We start from the raw sequence: 17,322 nt of genomic DNA, 5'->3' as shown, positions 1-17,322 counted from the left end.
ACTGGCGAACTCTTCGCAAATCGAGCCCTGGCAACCAGATTCCCCAGCGCCCTTCCGAGGTCCGGTTCTGGTTGCACGAACACATTCGGCAGCGCTATAATGCCGCGGCGAGCGGACCGTCGACCGGGGTCAGGTGGTAGATCCACCAAGGCCTGAATGGCAGTTCGCTCGCGTCGATGGACACCCACATCCGGTACTCGTCACCGGTGTCGGCATCCCTGATCACGGAGTATTCGAGAGATCTCTCTGGCGTCGCAAGGCTCTTCGGCAGTTCGGAATTCCAGAAGTCGTCCCATTCGGGCGCATCGCGACAAGCATCGACGACGGCCTCGACTTCACGCTGTGGCACGATCCCCGGCGACATCAGCTTGAGCCCCTGTGTCATCAAGTGCGTCTCGAACCGCCAATTCGCCAAGACCCGGCGAGCAACGGGCTCGTTCACCATCCACTCGATGATGTTGCGCCCTGGCACCAAGCCAGGAAATGCTTTGAGGTACTTACTGTTTGCCGCCCTCACCTTGAACAGCGGCACCTCGTAAAGACAGGCCGGCCCGGGATAGGCCTCCAGGATCCGCAGATCGCGCGGCAGCAACGAAGCACCTGCACCAAGGTGCGCGGGAATGAGGTTGGTCCGGGTCAAGGCCAGGATCGTCCGCCCCCACCACACCGGCATCGCCAACGCCCCGATAATGGCTTCGAAAGACTCGATACTCAACGAGCGTGTACCGTTCTCGACCTTCTTGATCTGATCAGCACTCAGACCGACCAGGCTCCCGAGATCCTCGGGTCGATCCAACCCGATCTGCATGCGGCGCGCTCGCAGCCAGTGCCCGACCGCCTTGGTGACCTCTTCCAAGTTCATCTCCCCCCGTCTGGTGTCGCTCCCGGACACGTTGTCCCCGTAGTGATCTTGACGCTAGCGGACCGGTTCTCAAGACTCGGTCCATGAACCTCGAAACGAACCGCTCAGAATATCTCAGCCCACCCCACTACGGAAGACATCAGACACCTGAGGAGCTGCCCATGAACCGAAGCCTGGTACACCGCAAACGCGACAAGCCCAGATATCCACCGCAACAACACATCCCGACCCTGCAGACAGCATTGCGGACGATCCGCGACCACCTCGAACTATCTCGCATCGCCGCCTACGAGCGGCACGGAATAAGCGCCTCGTATCTCAGCCAAATCGAACGCGGCGAGCGCATGCCCTCCATCGAAATACTCGAAACGATCATCACCGGATACGGACTGAACCCGATGCAAGCGCGTCACCTGCGCGAACTACGCACTCCTGCCGAGGTTCTCGCACCCCTGGACAAACTTCGCCACTGCGTGCGCGGCAACGACGGACTCATCACCCACATCCAAGACCTCGAGGAACGGGGAGTGCTCGCGGCCGTTGTGGATCCGATGTGGAATGTACTGGCCTGCAACGAGTCCTTTCGATCAGCCCTGCCCGACCTGGACAGAACCGACTGCATCCCGAGATGGCTATTCAGCCCGATCGCACAAACAGTCCTCGTCCAATGGCTACATGAAGCCGCCCACTCCGTCGCCACCATCAAAGCAGTCCTCGGACGCTACCGCGGAAGCCAACAAGCACACGACCTCATGCGCCAACTACGCCCCAACAAGGAGTTCCAGCGCTTATGGACCTCCGGGATCGATATCGCCTGCGGCCGAGACACCAACGACCTGATACACCAGCGCGACCCCATCACCCACGAGCTGGCCTCCTACCGTGTCAGCGTCGCCGACGTAACCCAAGCCCAGAACGTCCTGCTCATCACCGCAATCCGCAAGCCCTACGCTGGCCCCAACCCCGCTGACCGGTGACCTCCGCCTGAGTCTTCCTGCCGCAGCAGTCGCGGCGGATCCGCCCGCGCAGCTGTTTCGGACGTGGCAACGTCGATTGCCAGGTTCGTTCCAGCTGACCGCACGACCGGTTGCCGGCGCCTACCTTGGCGCGCCGGATCAGGTGGGCCTCGATGATGACCTCCACCGACATGATTTTCGGGTGGACGGATTTGGCCTTTGTCTGCCTCGCGGCGGCAGTCCGCCAGTCCCGCATAGCCTCTCGGTCGGACGCTGGATGAGCCTGCCAGACAGCTTCACGATATAGGTGCCGATGCCAGGCGAGTCGGCATAACTGTCGACGGAAAATGGAAGCCACTGAAAGGCGCAGCGCTTGAATTGATCTGAACTCCCGGCTGTTCATCGCACTCACGGACACCGACGCCACCGAGCGAAGCTGGATGAACAAGAACCCGACAACAACGGCGAGCCGCAAACCGACTGATCAGCCGAACGTCGCTCGTCTGCACCGCACTTCAGGCACCGTTGCCCGCCTGGCGGGGCTGGTGATGGCGCGTCTGGCCCGAAAGTTGCGCGGAAATGCCGCCGGGGGCGCAGTCAGTCGAGCGCAACCGGTGTCCGGGCACGCGACAACTAGTCAACGGGGACGTCGTTCCTCACGACACTCAGCCTCCGTCTTCACCGCGATGCACTCTGACCACGGACCCTGGATATCTCCGGAAGTGGGCGGCTCGCCGCAGGCAACTCCGCACCGCTGGTACCCCAGCACAGGCGAGCCGTCGGGCCAATAGCAGTTGCCGTCGCCGTAGCAGGTGTATCCGCGCGGGCCCGGCCTGCCGTCGAGCCCCGACCTCGATTCCTCATCGAGAGACTCGCTGCCACCGCGAGTGTCGAAGCACCACTGCGAATACCGGACGGTGCCATCGCTCCACCTTGCGGGTCCCGGTGTTCCCTCGAGGCATTCGACCACATGTGGTTCTGGCTCGGCGGCGGCGACTGCGGCTTGGACTCCGCCCAAGAGCAGCCAAACACCCAAAATGGCAGTGGTGACGATCTTGTTCATGGTTCCCCTTTGTACGTGGTCGGTAGGTCCCCGACCGCCGACGCATCCACCAACCGGACTGCCGACGGTTACGGCAGAGTGACCAACCAGCGGGCGACACCGCCGTGGTGCGAACAGGTCCCCGTGCGGTGTCGGCTGAAGCTGTAGGTGCCGTCCTTGCACTGCGCGGTTGCCCCATCGGGGGCGGTGGGAGCCTGTTCTGGGCGCGGCACGCAAACGTGGTCGACGTTTTCGTATTCGTCTGCGTCGCAGGCGATCAGGGCGGGGGCGGCAGTGGCTTGCGGGGCCAGGACCGAGGCAAGACCCACGCCGACGGCGCACAACCAGGTCGCGAGTGCGGCTCGACTGGTCGGCGGTCTGCCCGTTCCGGTAAGGGCGCTGCGCCGGCCCGCGTCGCTGTTCATTTGTGAGACTCCCTACGGCAGTTCAACGCTCGACCGGAGGAAGCTCCAGTACAGGAGCCGAAACTAATACAGAAACCCATCCCGGTTGTCCGCATTCCGCTTCGATTAGGGGCCGTGCATAATAAACGGACCGGTCTTGGACCAGATCGAGATCCGCAAGTTCACCACCCTCCTAGGTGAAACCAGAACCACGAGCATCCGGAACCCTCGGCATGGCTAGGGACCTCGGAGCGTGTCGGTGTGCTGATGGACAATCCCCCGCACGCGAGCAAGGGCCCCACCGAAGAGCAGGCCCTTGCCGGTTGGGCGGCGCGGTTGTCAGATGTCTTCCTCGATGTCGGCGGCGGCGTTGGGCTTCCGGTAGTCCGCAAGTAGAACGCGCCGGTAGCTGCTGACTGGTCTTACGGTTTCGGTTCGTGCGTCAGGATTCCAGGCCCTGTCATGCTGCGCGATGTTCCTCGCCCCACCCGGCTAACACCGTGACCGCACGCCGAATGGTCTCCGAAGGATCGCACTGACCGGAGTGCGGTTCGAACTCGGCAGCGCTACAACGATATTCACCTCTTGCTCGCCGAAGGCGTCAGCCTCAGAGCCATCGGTGTTCAGCTCGGTCTGGCGCGAGGCACAATGCGCCGCTTCGCCCGCGCCGACACAGCCGAGGAACTGATAGTCGACAATGGCACCGGCCGACGTCCCAGCCTGCTCGACGATTTCAAGCCTTATCTACGCGAGCGCTTCAACGACGGATGCACCACACGGATCTGCGTCATGGAGGACGCAGATCCGCGATCAAGTCCCCCCTCGCGCACGAAAATCCGGAATCCGTGCCATACCCGGCGCGCACCCGTTGAAGCGATGCCCCTCCAGTTGCGATCGACTTTGTTATGGCCACGGACACGACAGCAGCCGATATCCGATGATTGAGCAGGTGCATCTCGTGGTCGACATTCGCCTACCGCTTCGACCACTCACTCCGACTCAACTCCATCGCATCAACCGTGCGACAACACGAAACGGTGCTACGAGATACAGCCGGCAAAGTGACGTGCGGAGTTGGCCCGGCCAGGCCGACAGTGCCCGCAGGGCTACACCCCAACTACTACTCCCCCAGAATCAGCGATTTCCGCTGGTGGAGCAGGTGGGCGTAGTGGTCAAGTCCACCTACGGATATGAACCCCACCTCAGATTTGTCCTCGCTGAAGCCAGATCGGGGTGACGGGGGTATCCATCCGAATCGATCGTCGCCAAATGCGCGGTGGCACCGCATCACGTAATCGGCAAAACAGTGCGCTTCATAGACAGACTGGGCTGGAGGAATCGAACCTCGATGGTGTGCACGCCTGCTCCGGGGGTGGCGCAGTTGTCGAAGATCAGCTTTTATGGATGAGGGAGAATCAGCAGGCCGGGCAGAAAGCAGTGCCCGATGCCATCAATTCGTCATGACCAAGACAACTCCGCCTCGGCGGCGAACGGCTTTAACCTTCCGTCCCCTGACGGTCGAGGCGCGCAACCGCCGTCTGAATCGGCTGCGAGTAGCGCAGCCAACCTGCAGTTCGGCGAGTTGTACCGAGCTTCGAACCGACTGGCCGAGTCGCTCGACGTTCCTTTCGCGTTTCCGGGTGTCATCGACAACCCAATCGGTGGACTGCACTGTGCGTCTACGACGATCAATGACCACGGTCGCCTGTCGGATCGATCGTCACTCAAGGCTCTCGGATGGGCTCCAGGGCAGTTTGTCTCATTCGACGGGGACCACCGCGTTGTCGTTGCCCGGTGTGCTCGTCAGAGTCGTTGGGCTGTCGGGCGTGCTGGATATCTACGGATCCCCTCCGCGAACCGTCACCGCTGCAATCTGAATCCCGGTGACCGGGCGCTGATCGCGGCCGATCTCACGCGGGACATCTTGGTTGTGTTACCGATCCCCGTCGTTGCGACGGCGTTATGGAACTACCTTCCCGACTCTTGGCAGTAGCAGTCATGACACCCCTTGTGTCAACCTCGGGTTCGAAGTCTGGCTGCGGCCTGTTGTTCGACGCGCTCGAGGGCAGCGCCGTGCAGGACCGGGTCGTAGATCGTACCGTTCTGCCAGCAGCGCCACATGACCCGGATCCAGGCTCGGGCCAGGACGCGGGTGGCGTGGGGATGATCCTTTTCCGAGGCGCGGGCACGGTGGTAGATGTCGGTGGCCCATGGGCTGGAGAAGCGGCTGTTCGTGGCGAAGGTGGTGATCGCAGCGCGCAGGCGTTTGTTGCAGGCCCAGCGGAACGACACTCCGCGTTGTTTGTCCGCGGCTTTGGTGACCGGGGTGATTCCGGCCAGCGCGGCGATCGCGTCGGGGTTGTCGAATACCTCACGGGCGTTACCCCATTCGGCCAGGATCTGCGCGGCGTTGATCGTGCCGGCGTGGGGAAAGGACCGGAACAGTGCGCCGTCGGGATGGGTGTCGGACTCGCGCCAGGTCTTGATCGCGGTCGGCTTGACCGGCAGCACTGGGTGCCCGGCCGCGAGCATGGCGTCTACCAGCCTCCCGTCCGGGCGTTCGATCGCGACCGGCACCCGCTCGGCGTGACCGAGCTTGTCCAGCCAGGCGGCCAGCCGGGTAAACCTGGCGGCGGTGTGCCCGATGGTGAAGGCGGCGATCTTTCGTCCGGTCTGGTCAACCACGCATACGGCGTGTTCGGTTGCGGCCCAGTCGATCCCGACGAAGAACACCGGTCCGACTTGTTGCGACAACTACGTCGCCTTCCTGTTCGCATCTCGAGGCAGGAACCAGGCGGAGGCGAGGGAACCGACAGCAGAGTGGTCACTAACCGGCGCTCTACGGCGCGTCCCTTTGTCATCGCTTCACGGTTTCGGGGAAGCCGGGGGCGGCAGTGTCATGAAGGCCCTCGAAGGGCGACCAACAAAGGCCGTCACCCCCAGCTTCCGCCTGGTTCCTACCACACACGCCGCATTGGTGTCTGCAAGAAAGAGGGTCCACTATTGACCGACGACCTGGACTCCGCACTGCAATTGATCGCGTCACGCCTCGGCGTCAACATCGCGGACTTTACTGTTAAGGTCGCGGCGCCGGAGACGACACCGACTTTTTCCGAGTACATCGCCAAGCTGCGGACAGCCTTACCCAGGACCACGACGAGGAACTACTGCTCCTACTGGCGAATTATCGAAGATGCTTGGGGCGATAGGACACTCGACGAACCCACCGTCACTGAGGCCATCGACCTGGTACAGCGGCATCGCAGCCGCGCGGTCGTGCGCGCCAATTCCCGCGGTGGGCGCGGTGCCGCGGCAAACATGGTGTCTGCGTTGCGGTGCATCTACCGTCATGCCGAACTCGACGGTCTGATCAGTCCCGCCGACAATCCAGCTCAGAAAATCGCGAAGCCCCGACGCCTCGACAGTCCACGCCACGCCCTCACCCGAGATCAGGTCATCGCGATCGGAGAGGTCGCTTCCTCGACGGGAAACGATACCGAACTGGATGCTTTGATCGTCCGCATACATATCGAGGCAGCCTGCCGACGAGCCGGCGTTCTCGGTCTCCAGGTCGGCGACCTGGATCCGGACAGCTGTCTGCTCAAACTTCACGAGAAAGGGGAAACCATTCGCTGGCAACCGATTTCCCCGTTTCTGATGGGAAAGTTACTCGAGCACATCAGCAGACGTGGAGGCGAGGAGACCACCAACCAGGTCCTCCGATACCGCGATGGTCGCCCTATCACCACCCGACGCTACGACTATCTGACCGCACGGATCCGAAAGCACCTGCCGTGGGCGGCGCGTCTGCAGGTAACGCCACACTGGATCCGGCACACCACCCTCACCTATGTGGAACGGCAATTCGGTGAAGCCGTCGCACGTGCCTACGCCGGCCACGCTCCGACGGCAACCGCCAGCGCGACCCCGATCTACACCCGCGCCGGAATCGTGGAGATCGCCGAAGCCCTGGTCGCGCTGACCGGACAACCCCACCCGCTGGCACGCAAGGTTCCGCATCCGCTTGCCCCGAGAGACGCCAGTGGATGTAGTCTCTGACCCTATGAACACGCAAATGATGCGAGTTCGTCCCAATCAAGGTGTTAGAACGTCGAGTTCTACACCGGCATCGATCAGCGCCTCGATCTGCCCGTCATGCTGCCGCCGGTCCCGCAGGCCGTCGATCTGGCCGGTGCGACGGTCCTGATCGCCGATGATGTGGCCGATACGGGCGCGACACTGAAGCTCGTGCGCGACTTCTGCATCGATCACGTCGCCGAGGTCCGCTGTGCGGTCATCTACCAGAAGCCGCATTCCGAGGTCGACTGCGAATACGTCTGGCGTCGCACCGACCGCTGGATCAACTTTCCCTGGTCCACCGAACCGCCGGTCGTCGATCGAAAGGCTCGCGTCCTGGACGCCTGATCCGGCGCGCGCTTCGGGCGCGCGCCCGAACATTCGGGCGGGCACCCACGGTGTGTTCGGCTACTTGCCCGACCGCTCGGCCGTGGCGGCGTCGAGGCGTGCGCCGAGCGCGTTGACCTGGTCGCGCAGTTCGATCAGGTGCGCGATCGGATAGCCGACGCCGGATATGACCGCTTCGATCATGTGCTCGGCCTGTGGCCGCAGCGCGCGTCCGGCTTCGGTGGCGCGGAGTTCGACAGCGCGGCGGTCGTGGCTGCTGCGCACGCTCTCTACCAGGCCGTGGGCCTGTAGTCGCTGGATGAGCGGGGAGACCGTGCCGTAGTCCAGGCGTAGCTGTTCGCCCAGTTCCTTCATGGTCATCGCGGGTCGTTCCCACAACACCAGTAGGGCCAGATACTGCGGATAGGTCACCCCCATCGCATCGAGGAACGGCCGGTAGGCCGCGGTCATCGATCGGGAGGTGGAGTACAGGGCAAAGCACAGCTGTGATGCGAGCGAGAGCAGGTCGGTATCGGTTACCCCGGCGGTGGCGGTTGCATCGTCGGAAGTTACGGCCGCTTCGACACGCACCACTGGTGTGGAATGCGCTTCTTCGGGCATCAGCACACTGTATCCCAGCGAATTCGGCTTATTTGATGTGCTGTTAGGGCGTACCGACGCATGTGGTGGTGGGTGCGGTAAGCGAAGCATGATCGCACTCGAGGTGCCTCGACGAACGGTCGGCTCCGGCGTAGAAGTCGCCATGCTGAGCGATCAGGAACAGGAACGACAGCGTGTTTGTCGACCGCGTGGATCACGATCACTCCGGAGGTTCCACCCAGCGGCAGGCCAGTTAACCTAAAGACTTTAGGTTATTGCATAATGGTTCTCGTTAGATCGGAGGAACGTTATGGTTAGAGTGGGTCTCACTCCAGAACGCCTGACCCTGGCGGGTGCGGAACTGGCCGATGAGGTCGGATTCGACCAGGTGACCGTCTCGGAACTCGCCCGGAGGTTCGACGTCAAGGTCGCGAGCCTGTACTCGCACCTGAAGAATTCCCAGGACCTCAAGACCAGGATCGCGCTGTTTGCCCTGGAGGAACTCGCCGACCGGGTCGCCCACGCCTTGGCCGGGCGTGCCGGCAAGGACGCCCTGGCAGCCTTCGCGAACACCTATCGCGACTACGCCCGGGAACACCCAGGTCGCTACGACGCGGCCCGCTTCAGGCTCGACTCCCAGACGGCGGCTGCCAGTGCTGGGGTGCGGCACGCCCAGATGACGCGGGCGATCCTGCGCGGATACGACCTGACGGAGCCGGACCGAACACACGCCGTCCGGATGCTGGGCAGCGTGTTCCACGGCTACGTCAGCCTGGAGCTGGCCGGCGGCTTCGAACACAGCGCCCCCGACTCACAGGAATCCTGGGACTGGATTGTGGACTCTCTCGACGCTCTGCTCGGGAACCGCGCTACACGCTGACCAGGTGAGGCCGCACCGCCGGAAGCGGTCCGCCGCGGCGGACACCGGCGCATCCGATACCGAAAGAACCCATCATGGCTGAGGCGATGAACACTGAGCACGACTGGCTGACCACACCTGTCACTGCGGACATCCTGCGCGGTCACCTCGATCTGGAAACGACCGCACGCGGACTGCTGCCACATCGGCTGCCCGCTCGGGCTCGCCGGCAAATCCCTGAAGACCAACTCGCCATGGCCGAGGCCCAGCCCTCCGGCGTGCGCCTGGCATTTCGCACCCGGGCCACGAATATCGAACTGGACACGCTGCCTACCAAGCGGGTCTACCGAGGTTTCCCGGCACCGGCGGACGGCGTGTACGACCTGCTCGTCGATGGCCGACTCGTATCCCAGACCACGGTGACCGGCGGCAACACGCGCACGATCACCGACATGATCACCCAGTCCTCCGAGCTGATCGAGGGGCCGGTCGGCACTGCCCGGTTCACCGATCTACCGGCGCATGACAAGGACGTCGAGATCTGGCTGCCGCATACCGAGATCACCGAACTGATCGCCCTGCGCGCCGATGCGCCGATCGAGCCGGCGACCGACAGCGGGCGCAGGGTATGGCTGCACCACGGCAGTTCCATCAGCCACGGCTCGAACGCTGCCCACCCGACCGCCATCTGGCCCGCCCTGGCCGCCGCCCAGGGCGGAGTGGAGCTGGTCAACATGGGGTTCGGCGGCAGCGCGCTGCTCGACCCGTTCACCTCCCGTGCAATGCGGGACACCCCCGCGGATCTGATCAGCCTGAAGATCGGCATCAACGTCGTCAACAGCGACGTGATGCGTCTGCGTGCCTTCAGCCCTGCAGTGCACGGCTTCCTCGACACCATCCGCGAGGGGCACCCGACCACGCCGCTGTTGGTCGTGTCGCCCATCCTGTGTCCGGTGCAGGAGGACACCCCCGGCCCTCTCATGCCCGACTTCGACGGCGGTACCTTGCGGTTCAAGGCCACCGGCGACCCGGCCGAACGCGCCGCTGGGCGACTGACGCTCAACATCATCCGTGACGAACTCGCCCGGATCGTCGAACAGCGGTCGACCGACGACCCGAACCTGCACTACCTCGACGGCCGTGACCTGTACGGCGAGCAGGACTACGCCGAATTCCCGCTGCCCGACGAGGTTCATCCCGATCCCGCAGCGCACCGCCGTATCGGCGAGAACTTCGGACGGCTCGTGTTCGGCGATGGCGGCCCCTTCGCGGCCGCATCCAACACTCATATTCACTGAAGGAGTAACAGCCACACCAGCCGCATGCCGCAGCCGTCCGAGGCCCTGTACGCGGCTGCAAAGGCGGCGCTCAACGTCTACAGCCGTGAGCTCGCCCCCGACGTGGCCAGGCATGACGTAGGCGTTGTGTGCGTCCTACCCGGTTTCATCGTCACGGAGGGCGCGTCGGAACACCTCCTGCAAATCGCCGACAGCCAGGGCACCAGCCTGGAAGAAATCGAGCAACAGATCACATTCTGGCACCGGGGCACGTTCCTCGGCGGTGGCCGGAGGCAGGCCTGCGGCAACTCCAGGTCGTCCTGACAACAGACGACCTGGCGGCAGCCGACAGGCTGGCGCTGGAGGCTGGGGCGAGTCGGGTGAAACCTACTGATAACGTCGATCTCTTCTCGCAGCGTGGCGGTCGCGTCCACGCCGGCCCGCCGGAACACCCGTTCTCCCTGCGGCTGAGCGGCACCGTCGAAGAAATCAATCGAATTTGATCATGTAATTCGCATCCGAGATGAAGATCAAATTGGTTACCACAGCAAAATGCACCGTTAGCCCATTATTAACGGTGATTATCAGCACAGTAAGAGAACAGTAAGAGAAGTAGATTTACAGATCTCTTTTTCATAACATTTGTGATGCGCGCCGTGATGGCGTCGTTATCCATCTGTGAAAGGAAGCTCCATACATGTTCTCTCGCAAGCTCATTGCCACCGCCGCCATCTCCGCCACCGCCCTGTTCTTCGGCCCGGTCGCGGTGGCCTCCGCCGCTAGCCCCGCCGCCACCGGCTCCGCGGCCTCGGGTTCGGCCGACGGCGGCTCATCCTCGGGTTCAGCTGGCTCATCCACCGGTTCGGCTGGCTCGTCCTCCGGTTCCGCCATGCTCGACTCCGGCAGCTCGGCCCTCAACGGCGGCACCTCCGCCATCCTCAACATCATCGATTCGATCACCGGCATCAAGGACCTGACCCAGCCCAAGCCCGCCGCCTGATTCGGTCTCGGTAGATCACCGCTTCGTCCGTGTCGGCCCTCGGGGCCGGACTTCTTCTTGTGCCGCTACGCTGAGCATCGGCGAGTGCGCGCTATTGCAGTGAATTTGCCAGAATCAAACCCGGTCATTCACCGTGTCGAGTAGCCGCGGCGGGTGAAATCTGACGATTCCGTTTGCCCGCCAACAGGATAGCTCTCCGCGCGCTGAGTCCGGGGCTTCCTTGAACACCGGATTTCGTGCCGTTCGGAGACCTCGCCGGACGGCACGAATCATTTCCGGGAGAGTTCGAAAACAACCCGTTGTGGCGGCAGCGCCGCGGGACCTTCTCAGCGGCGCCTGCCGCGTCGACCGCCGGCAGGGTTGACCGCGCGATCTCGACCAAGATCGATCAGCGACACTTCTGTGCACTACCAGAGGTCCCGCAAATCAGGTATCCGAGTACGATTTCGCTGCCCGTACGCCTTCGAGAAAGTCCGCATCGCCACGATATCGGGGGTGCCGCACAATTCATGGCCACATCGGAAAGCATTGCATGTCAGGGAATTCGACAAGCTCGACTCGACCGAGGGCGGACGACTTCCAACGGACATACAAGCGCCCGCACACTCGATGTGTGCGGGCGCTCGGCTCGCGCAGACTGGCGCGGAGTTGCTAGAGCACCGCGTTCATAATCGTGCCCGCACTGGTTGCGACCGCACCACCGGCCATCGCGCTGGCGATCATCTTCGGCGACTGCAGCCCGCCGCCCGACCATTTCTCCCAGGCGAACCGACCGCCGCCATAGGTAATGGCGGTGACGCCGGAGAGCTGAACCATCCAGGTGAAGTACCGACCCATTTGCGTCAGCTTGTCCGCCATGGGCGGCGCCTCCGGTGTCGGATTACTGACCTCGGCTAGCACGGTGTCGTGTAGCGCGGCGAGAATCATGCTCACTTCATGCTCCTTGTCGCATGCCGGTGCTGCAGCGGAATTCGGAAGAGCTTTCGCGATGGATCGCCATGACGCGTTGACCTCATCGATTCAACCTCATCAAGATCATGTAGAAAGGGCGACACACCGGTCCGTACATGACCCAACTCACACCGCCCGGTCCGTGCCGGTGAGCCTTTCCGGCCTTACGATCTCGGTAAGGGGTTCGCTGAAATGCAGGGGATAGCCAGCGAATCGGCGCGGCGCGGCGTCAACCACCGTTCAAGCCGACATCACCCGGAAATCGGGGGAGCGCACATGACTTTCCTGCTACCGCTGCTCGTGCTACTGCTGATCATTCCGGTCGCGGTGATCGTGGCCGTCTACACCACCGTCATCGCGACATATTGGTTCGAGATCCGGCACAGTGCCCGACACAATCCACCCGACCTGCCCGCGGTGCGCTAGCCGCCCGGCCCCGCCGAATCGATCCCCTAATGCTGCCCCGATCCCGGCCGCCGGTCCTTCGCCGGGCCTATCCTGATGCGAGCAAATTCGCAGTAGCGGGCCGCCGACCGTGGGCGGCTCGGCGGTCGCGGGCACCCGACGCCCGCCCGCCACAGGAGGGAATCGTCATGCCCGACAGCTGGACCGAAACCGCGACTGGACTACCGACCAAAATCGACACCAGTGTGGCCCATGAAGCACGTGTCTACGATTATTGGCTCGGCGGAAAGGACAATTATCCGGCCGACCGGATGCTCGGCGATGCGATAGCCACCCATATCCCGGCCATCCGCAGCATGGCACGCGCCAACCGAGCCTTTCTCGGCCGCGCGGTGCGCTACGTCCTCGACGCGGGCATCACCCAATTCCTCGATATCGGCACCGGCATCCCCACCGCGGGCAATACCCATGAGATCGCCCAAGGCGTCGATCCCGCTGCGCGCGTCGTGTACGTGGACAACGATCCGATCGTCCTGGCGCATGCCAGGGCACTCATGTCGAGCACCCGCGAGGGCAAGACCGCCTTCATCCACGCGGATCTGCACGATCCGGCGTCTATATTGCGCGATCCAGCGCTCACCGCGACCCTGGACCCGGATCGCCCCGTCGCGATCATGTTGGTCGCGATCATGATGTATTTCCGCGACAGCGATGATCCACACGCGATCATCGAGAATCTGCTCGACGCGGTACCCGCCGGGAGCTACCTCGTGATCACCCATCCCACCGCCGACTTCGATGACCGTGCCATGGCCAGGGTGGTTGCCTCGGCCGAATCGGCCGGAATCACCTTCAATCCGCGCGGCCGCGACGAAACCGAAACTCTTTTCGCCGGAACCGAATTGGTCGAACCAGGCGTTGTTCCCGTGGTCACCTGGCATCCGGAACTGGTCGGCGACCGATCGGGCCTTGCCCAAGCCATCCACGCCGACCCCGAATCCGCGTGGTACTGGGCGGGTGTCGGCCGCAAGCCATAATCGCTGCGTTCGAGCGCCGTACCGGCCGACGTTTGGGTCGGCACCGCTCGGCAACTCCACCGGTGAGGTGATCAACCATGGTCAACGATCTGGAGAAGCGATGGGCGGCGGACAATCAGACCTTCCGCCGGGTGGCGATCTATGTGGCGGCGGTGCTGGCGGTGGCCGCTGTCGTCTTCGTGATCAGCGCGGTCTGGGCGGCCCAGCGCGCCGCCTGCCTCAACGCCGAGAGCATGCTCTGTGACACCCCGGCCAAGACCGCCCTGCTGGTCGGCCCGACCGTGGTGCTCATGCTGGGCGGCATCGGCGCTTTCATCCAGACGTATCGGGCGTGGCGGCGCAACAAGAGCTGGCCGATCTGGCAGGGCGCGGGCTGGTTCTTGTTCACCATGATGATCGTCTACCTGGGTATCGGCGGCGGCAGCGTCGCCGGATAGCCGCCCGTCCGGATCAGTGGTGATATGAACCACACACCATTTGATTGTGCACAACTTAATTGCCCACTATCATAATGGACATGACCGATCACCTCACTCTCGACGAGCAGCTGTGCTTCCGGCTGTATGCCGCGTCGCGGGCGATGACGGCGGTCTATCGCCCGAAGCTCGAACGCCTAGGGCTGACCTACCCGCAGTACCTGGTCATGTTGGCACTATGGGAACGCGATGGTCGCAGCGTCGGCGACCTGTGCGAGGCACTTCTGCTCGATTCCGGCACCTTGTCGCCACTACTCAAGCGGCTGGAGGCGGCGGGCCTGATCGAGCGACGCCGGGCAGCGGCCGATGAACGTCGCGTCGATATCCAGCTCACCGAGCACGGGCGCGAGTTGCGCTCCGAGGCACGGTGCCTGCCAACGGAAATGGGCGAGGCCAGCGGCCTATCCGCCGACGACTTCATGGCATTGCGCGAAACCCTTCGGCGACTTACCGATTCGCTGATATCACACCCCCGATCGAAAGAGAGTCAGATATGACCGTCCTGTACACCGCCGAAGCTCTCGCGACCGGCGACGGCCGCAACGGCCACGCCCGCACCTCCGACGGCAAGGTCGACGTTGCGCTCAACACCCCCAAGGAAATGGGCGGCAGTGGCGAGGGCACCAACCCGGAGCAGCTCTTCGCAGCGGGCTATGCGGCCTGCTTCCACAGTGCGCTGCGCCTGGTCGGTAAGCGCGACGGCGCGAACGTCGACGATTCCGCGGTCGGCGCGAAGGTCGGTATCGGCCCCAACGATGCGGGCGGCTTCGAGCTGACCGTCACCCTCGAGGTCTCGCTGCCGCATCTGTCCCCCGCCGAAGCACAGACCATCGCCGATAAGGCGCACCAGGTGTGCCCGTACTCCAACGCGACCCGCGGCAATATCGACGTCCAGGTCACCCTCGCCGACGACTGACGAAAGGATCCACCATGCGTGCCGTAGTCATCGAAAGTTTCGGCGAGCCAAAGGATGTGCTCACCATCGCGCAGCGCCCGGCACCCGAACCGGGCGCCGGTCAGGTGCGGATCGAGCTCATCCTGGCTCCCATTCACAACCACGATCTGGCGACCATCCGCGGCGTGTACGGCTATAAGCCGGACCTGCCCGCGATTCCGGGCACCGAGGCCGTCGGCCGGATCGACGCAGTGGGACCCGGTGTGACCGGGCTGGAAGTCGGTCAGCGCGTGAGCGTTTCCGGCATCCACCAGGTGTGGGCCGAGTACTTCCTGGCCAAGGCCACGCAGGTGGTTCCGCTGCCCGACAGCATCGCCGATGAGACGGCAGCACAGTTGCTTGCGATGCCGCTGAGCTCCTTGATGCTGCTGGAGGATCTGCGGGTAGCGCCCGGTGACTGGATCACGATCAATGCCGCCAACGGTGCGGTCGGCCGCCTGGTGAATGTGCTTGCGCGGCAACGCGGTATCAATGTGCTCAACCTGGTTCGCGGTTCGGCGTCGGAAAAGGCGTTGCGGGAGTTGGGCTTCGAGCCGGTCTTCGATACCGAATCCGAGGGCTGGCTGGACCGGGCCATCGCGTCCACGGCGGGTGCGCCGGTCGTGCGCGCTGTGGACCAGGTCGGCGGGCGGGCGGCTGACGCGCTGCTCTCGCTGCTCGGACAGGACGGTGAGCTGATTTCGTTCGGGGCGCTCTCCGGTCAGCCGCTGACCATCAATCCGGGTCCGCTGATCTTCAAACAGGCTGTCGTCAAGGGCTTTTGGGGTTCCAAGCGGGCCGAGCAGACCAGCGGCGAAGATATGCGGCGCTTGATCGGCGAGTTGGTGGGAATGGCGGCATCGGGTGCGTTGCGGCTCGACGTCGAGGCCACCTACCCGCTGGAGGCCGCGGCCGATGCCGCGGCCGCGAGCGAAACGCCAGGGCGGTCGGCGAAGATCGCGCTGTCGCCGCAGCCGGTGTAATCCGGCCGGGGTCCACTACCCGACCCGCACGACGAGTTTGCCGAAGTTACGGCCCTCGAGCATGCCGATGAACGCCTCCGGCGCATGCTCGAGGCCTTCGACAAGATCCTCGCGGTAGCGGACCCGGCCCTGCGCGATCCAATCCGACATCTCCCGCAAGAAGTCCTTGTACATCTCGCGGACGAATTCGCTCTGAATGAATCCGCGCACCGTCAGGCTCTTGGTCAGAATGCGACCGTAGAAGCCGGGCAGGCGATCGGGCCCCGCGGGCGCTCCGGTCACGTTGTAATTCGCGATGAGTCCGCAAACGGGCACGCGCGCATAGGTATTCAGCAGTGGGTACACCGCATCCGCCACCGCGCCGCCGACATTTTCGAAATAGATATCGACGCCGTCGGGGACCGCGGCCCGCAACTGGTCGGCGAAATCCGGTGCGCGGTGGTCGATCGCGGCATCGAAGCCCAAATCCGCACGCACATAGGCGCATTTCTCCGGCCCACCCGCGATTCCGACCGCCCGCGCACCCTTGATACGGGCGATCTGGCCGACCGCCGAACCGACAGGGCCACTGGCCGCGGCCACCACCAGGGTCTCCCCCGCCTTCGGCTGTCCGATCTTCAACAGTCCCGAATAGGCCGTGAAACCCGGCATGCCGAGCACACCGAGCGCGGTCGATATCGGCGCTTTGTCCGGATCCAGCGTGCGCAGCCCCGATGCGGGCGCGACCTGATGCGTCTGCCAGCCCGAATAGGCCTGCACCACATCGCCTTTCGCCAGCGACGAGGCACGCGATTCGAGCACCTCGGCGACAGTGCCGCCGACCATCACATCGCCGACCTCGACCGGCGTCGCATACGATTCGGCGGCACTCATCCGCCCGCGCATATACGGATCCAGCGACAAATACAGGGTGCGCAACAGCACCTCCCCCGCGCCGGGCTCCGGCAGCGACACGGTCTCGATGCGGAAATTCGCCGGAGTCGGTGCGCCCTCCGGCCGCGATGCCAGCACAATCCTCGTCGACTCGACCATATGCTTTACCCTATCGCTGGCCACTCTCCGAAGCACGGAATAGCTAGGTTGGCTAACGGATATTGCGCTGCCGCCGATAAGAGAGCTGTCGATAGCCTGA

18 protein-coding genes and 2 pseudogenes are annotated in these 17,322 nt (G+C 63.8%); 14 read left to right on the top strand and 6 right to left on the bottom strand.

Annotated elements, in window-relative coordinates; genetic code table 11:
- Positions 1-94: 94 nt before the first annotated feature.
- Positions 95-862 (bottom strand): helix-turn-helix domain-containing protein, encoded by a 768-nt coding sequence (locus ACQP1G_RS16310; RefSeq protein ID WP_433204624.1) that lies wholly within the window; start codon positions 860-862, stop codon positions 95-97.
- Between the two features lie 161 nt (positions 863-1,023).
- Here ACQP1G_RS16310 and ACQP1G_RS16305 point away from each other — a divergent pair, with 161 nt between their 5' ends.
- Entirely contained in the window at positions 1,024-1,839 is an 816-nt protein-coding gene (locus tag ACQP1G_RS16305) for a helix-turn-helix domain-containing protein (RefSeq protein ID WP_433204621.1), read from the top strand.
- A gap of 1,110 nt (positions 1,840-2,949) precedes the next feature.
- Here ACQP1G_RS16305 and ACQP1G_RS16300 read toward each other — a convergent pair.
- Positions 2,950-3,285, bottom strand: coding sequence for a DUF3761 domain-containing protein (locus ACQP1G_RS16300; protein ID WP_433204618.1), 336 nt, complete (start codon positions 3,283-3,285; stop codon positions 2,950-2,952).
- A 246-nt stretch (positions 3,286-3,531) separates the two neighbouring features.
- Here ACQP1G_RS16300 and ACQP1G_RS16295 point away from each other — a divergent pair, with 246 nt between their 5' ends.
- A complete protein-coding gene (locus ACQP1G_RS16295; RefSeq protein ID WP_433204616.1) occupies positions 3,532-3,660 on the top strand; it encodes a hypothetical protein in 129 nt (42 codons plus the stop codon).
- A gap of 1,617 nt (positions 3,661-5,277) precedes the next feature.
- On the opposite strand, the gene ACQP1G_RS16290 is transcribed toward ACQP1G_RS16295, so the two are convergent.
- On the bottom strand, positions 5,278-6,018 hold the full coding sequence (locus ACQP1G_RS16290; RefSeq protein ID WP_433204613.1) for an IS110 family transposase: 741 nt from the start codon (positions 6,016-6,018) through the stop codon (positions 5,278-5,280).
- Between the two features lie 249 nt (positions 6,019-6,267).
- Between ACQP1G_RS16290 and ACQP1G_RS16285 the strand changes: the two genes are divergently transcribed.
- A complete protein-coding gene (locus ACQP1G_RS16285) occupies positions 6,268-7,323 on the top strand; it encodes a site-specific integrase (RefSeq protein ID WP_433204610.1) in 1,056 nt (351 codons plus the stop codon).
- Positions 7,324-7,371: 48 nt separating this feature from the next.
- Positions 7,372-7,689, top strand: a pseudogene (locus ACQP1G_RS16280) (phosphoribosyltransferase); the annotation flags it as partial.
- Positions 7,690-7,749: 60 nt separating this feature from the next.
- Here the strand turns inward: ACQP1G_RS16280 and ACQP1G_RS16275 are convergent.
- On the bottom strand, positions 7,750-8,289 hold the full coding sequence (locus ACQP1G_RS16275; protein ID WP_433204608.1) for a MarR family winged helix-turn-helix transcriptional regulator: 540 nt from the start codon (positions 8,287-8,289) through the stop codon (positions 7,750-7,752).
- 289 nt (positions 8,290-8,578) lie between these two features.
- Between ACQP1G_RS16275 and ACQP1G_RS16270 the strand changes: the two genes are divergently transcribed.
- The 4 genes and pseudogenes from ACQP1G_RS16270 to ACQP1G_RS16255 all read left to right on the top strand — a co-directional run bounded on the left by ACQP1G_RS16270 (position 8,579) and on the right by ACQP1G_RS16255 (position 11,404).
- Entirely contained in the window at positions 8,579-9,148 is a 570-nt protein-coding gene (locus ACQP1G_RS16270; RefSeq protein WP_433204605.1) for a TetR/AcrR family transcriptional regulator, read from the top strand.
- A 74-nt stretch (positions 9,149-9,222) separates the two neighbouring features.
- Complete coding sequence (locus tag ACQP1G_RS16265) at positions 9,223-10,425, top strand: GDSL-type esterase/lipase family protein (protein ID WP_433204602.1); 1,203 nt, start codon at positions 9,223-9,225, stop codon at positions 10,423-10,425.
- A 21-nt stretch (positions 10,426-10,446) separates the two neighbouring features.
- Positions 10,447-10,728, top strand: a pseudogene (locus ACQP1G_RS16260) (SDR family NAD(P)-dependent oxidoreductase); the annotation flags it as partial.
- A gap of 373 nt (positions 10,729-11,101) precedes the next feature.
- On the top strand, positions 11,102-11,404 hold the full coding sequence (locus ACQP1G_RS16255; RefSeq protein ID WP_433204599.1) for a hypothetical protein: 303 nt from the start codon (positions 11,102-11,104) through the stop codon (positions 11,402-11,404).
- Positions 11,405-12,055: 651 nt separating this feature from the next.
- Here ACQP1G_RS16255 and ACQP1G_RS16250 read toward each other — a convergent pair.
- Positions 12,056-12,331 carry a hypothetical protein gene (locus tag ACQP1G_RS16250; protein ID WP_433208551.1) on the bottom strand — a complete coding sequence of 92 codons (276 nt, stop codon included), beginning with the start codon at positions 12,329-12,331 and terminating at the stop codon, positions 12,056-12,058.
- A 300-nt stretch (positions 12,332-12,631) separates the two neighbouring features.
- Here ACQP1G_RS16250 and ACQP1G_RS16245 point away from each other — a divergent pair, with 300 nt between their 5' ends.
- From ACQP1G_RS16245 to ACQP1G_RS16220, 6 genes are all read left to right on the top strand, one after another.
- The gene (locus ACQP1G_RS16245; RefSeq protein WP_433204596.1) at positions 12,632-12,781 is read left to right on the top strand and encodes a hypothetical protein; all 150 of its coding nucleotides are present in this window, start codon (positions 12,632-12,634) and stop codon (positions 12,779-12,781) included.
- 167 nt (positions 12,782-12,948) lie between these two features.
- Positions 12,949-13,797 (top strand): SAM-dependent methyltransferase, encoded by an 849-nt coding sequence (locus ACQP1G_RS16240; protein ID WP_433204593.1) that lies wholly within the window; start codon positions 12,949-12,951, stop codon positions 13,795-13,797.
- 77 nt (positions 13,798-13,874) lie between these two features.
- The gene (locus tag ACQP1G_RS16235; RefSeq protein WP_433204590.1) at positions 13,875-14,234 is read left to right on the top strand and encodes a hypothetical protein; all 360 of its coding nucleotides are present in this window, start codon (positions 13,875-13,877) and stop codon (positions 14,232-14,234) included.
- Between the two features lie 80 nt (positions 14,235-14,314).
- Positions 14,315-14,770, top strand: a complete 456-nt coding sequence (locus tag ACQP1G_RS16230) for a MarR family winged helix-turn-helix transcriptional regulator (RefSeq protein ID WP_433204587.1) — start codon at positions 14,315-14,317, stop codon at positions 14,768-14,770.
- On the top strand, positions 14,767-15,189 hold the full coding sequence (locus ACQP1G_RS16225; RefSeq protein ID WP_433204584.1) for an organic hydroperoxide resistance protein: 423 nt from the start codon (positions 14,767-14,769) through the stop codon (positions 15,187-15,189). The genes ACQP1G_RS16230 and ACQP1G_RS16225 overlap by 4 nt, the downstream gene beginning before the upstream one ends.
- Positions 15,190-15,203: 14 nt before the next feature.
- The gene (locus ACQP1G_RS16220) at positions 15,204-16,190 is read left to right on the top strand and encodes a zinc-binding dehydrogenase (protein WP_433204581.1); all 987 of its coding nucleotides are present in this window, start codon (positions 15,204-15,206) and stop codon (positions 16,188-16,190) included.
- 15 nt (positions 16,191-16,205) lie between these two features.
- Here the strand turns inward: ACQP1G_RS16220 and ACQP1G_RS16215 are convergent, their stop codons facing one another.
- Positions 16,206-17,222, bottom strand: coding sequence for an NADP-dependent oxidoreductase (locus ACQP1G_RS16215; RefSeq protein WP_433204578.1), 1,017 nt, complete (start codon positions 17,220-17,222; stop codon positions 16,206-16,208).
- Positions 17,223-17,322 lie beyond the last annotated feature (100 nt).

Source organism: Nocardia sp. CA-107356, from assembly GCF_050946365.1.
GTDB lineage: Bacteria > Actinomycetota > Actinomycetes > Mycobacteriales > Mycobacteriaceae > Nocardia.
Note: the sequence above shows the minus strand (reverse complement) of the source record. Positions and strands in the feature narration are given on the sequence as shown.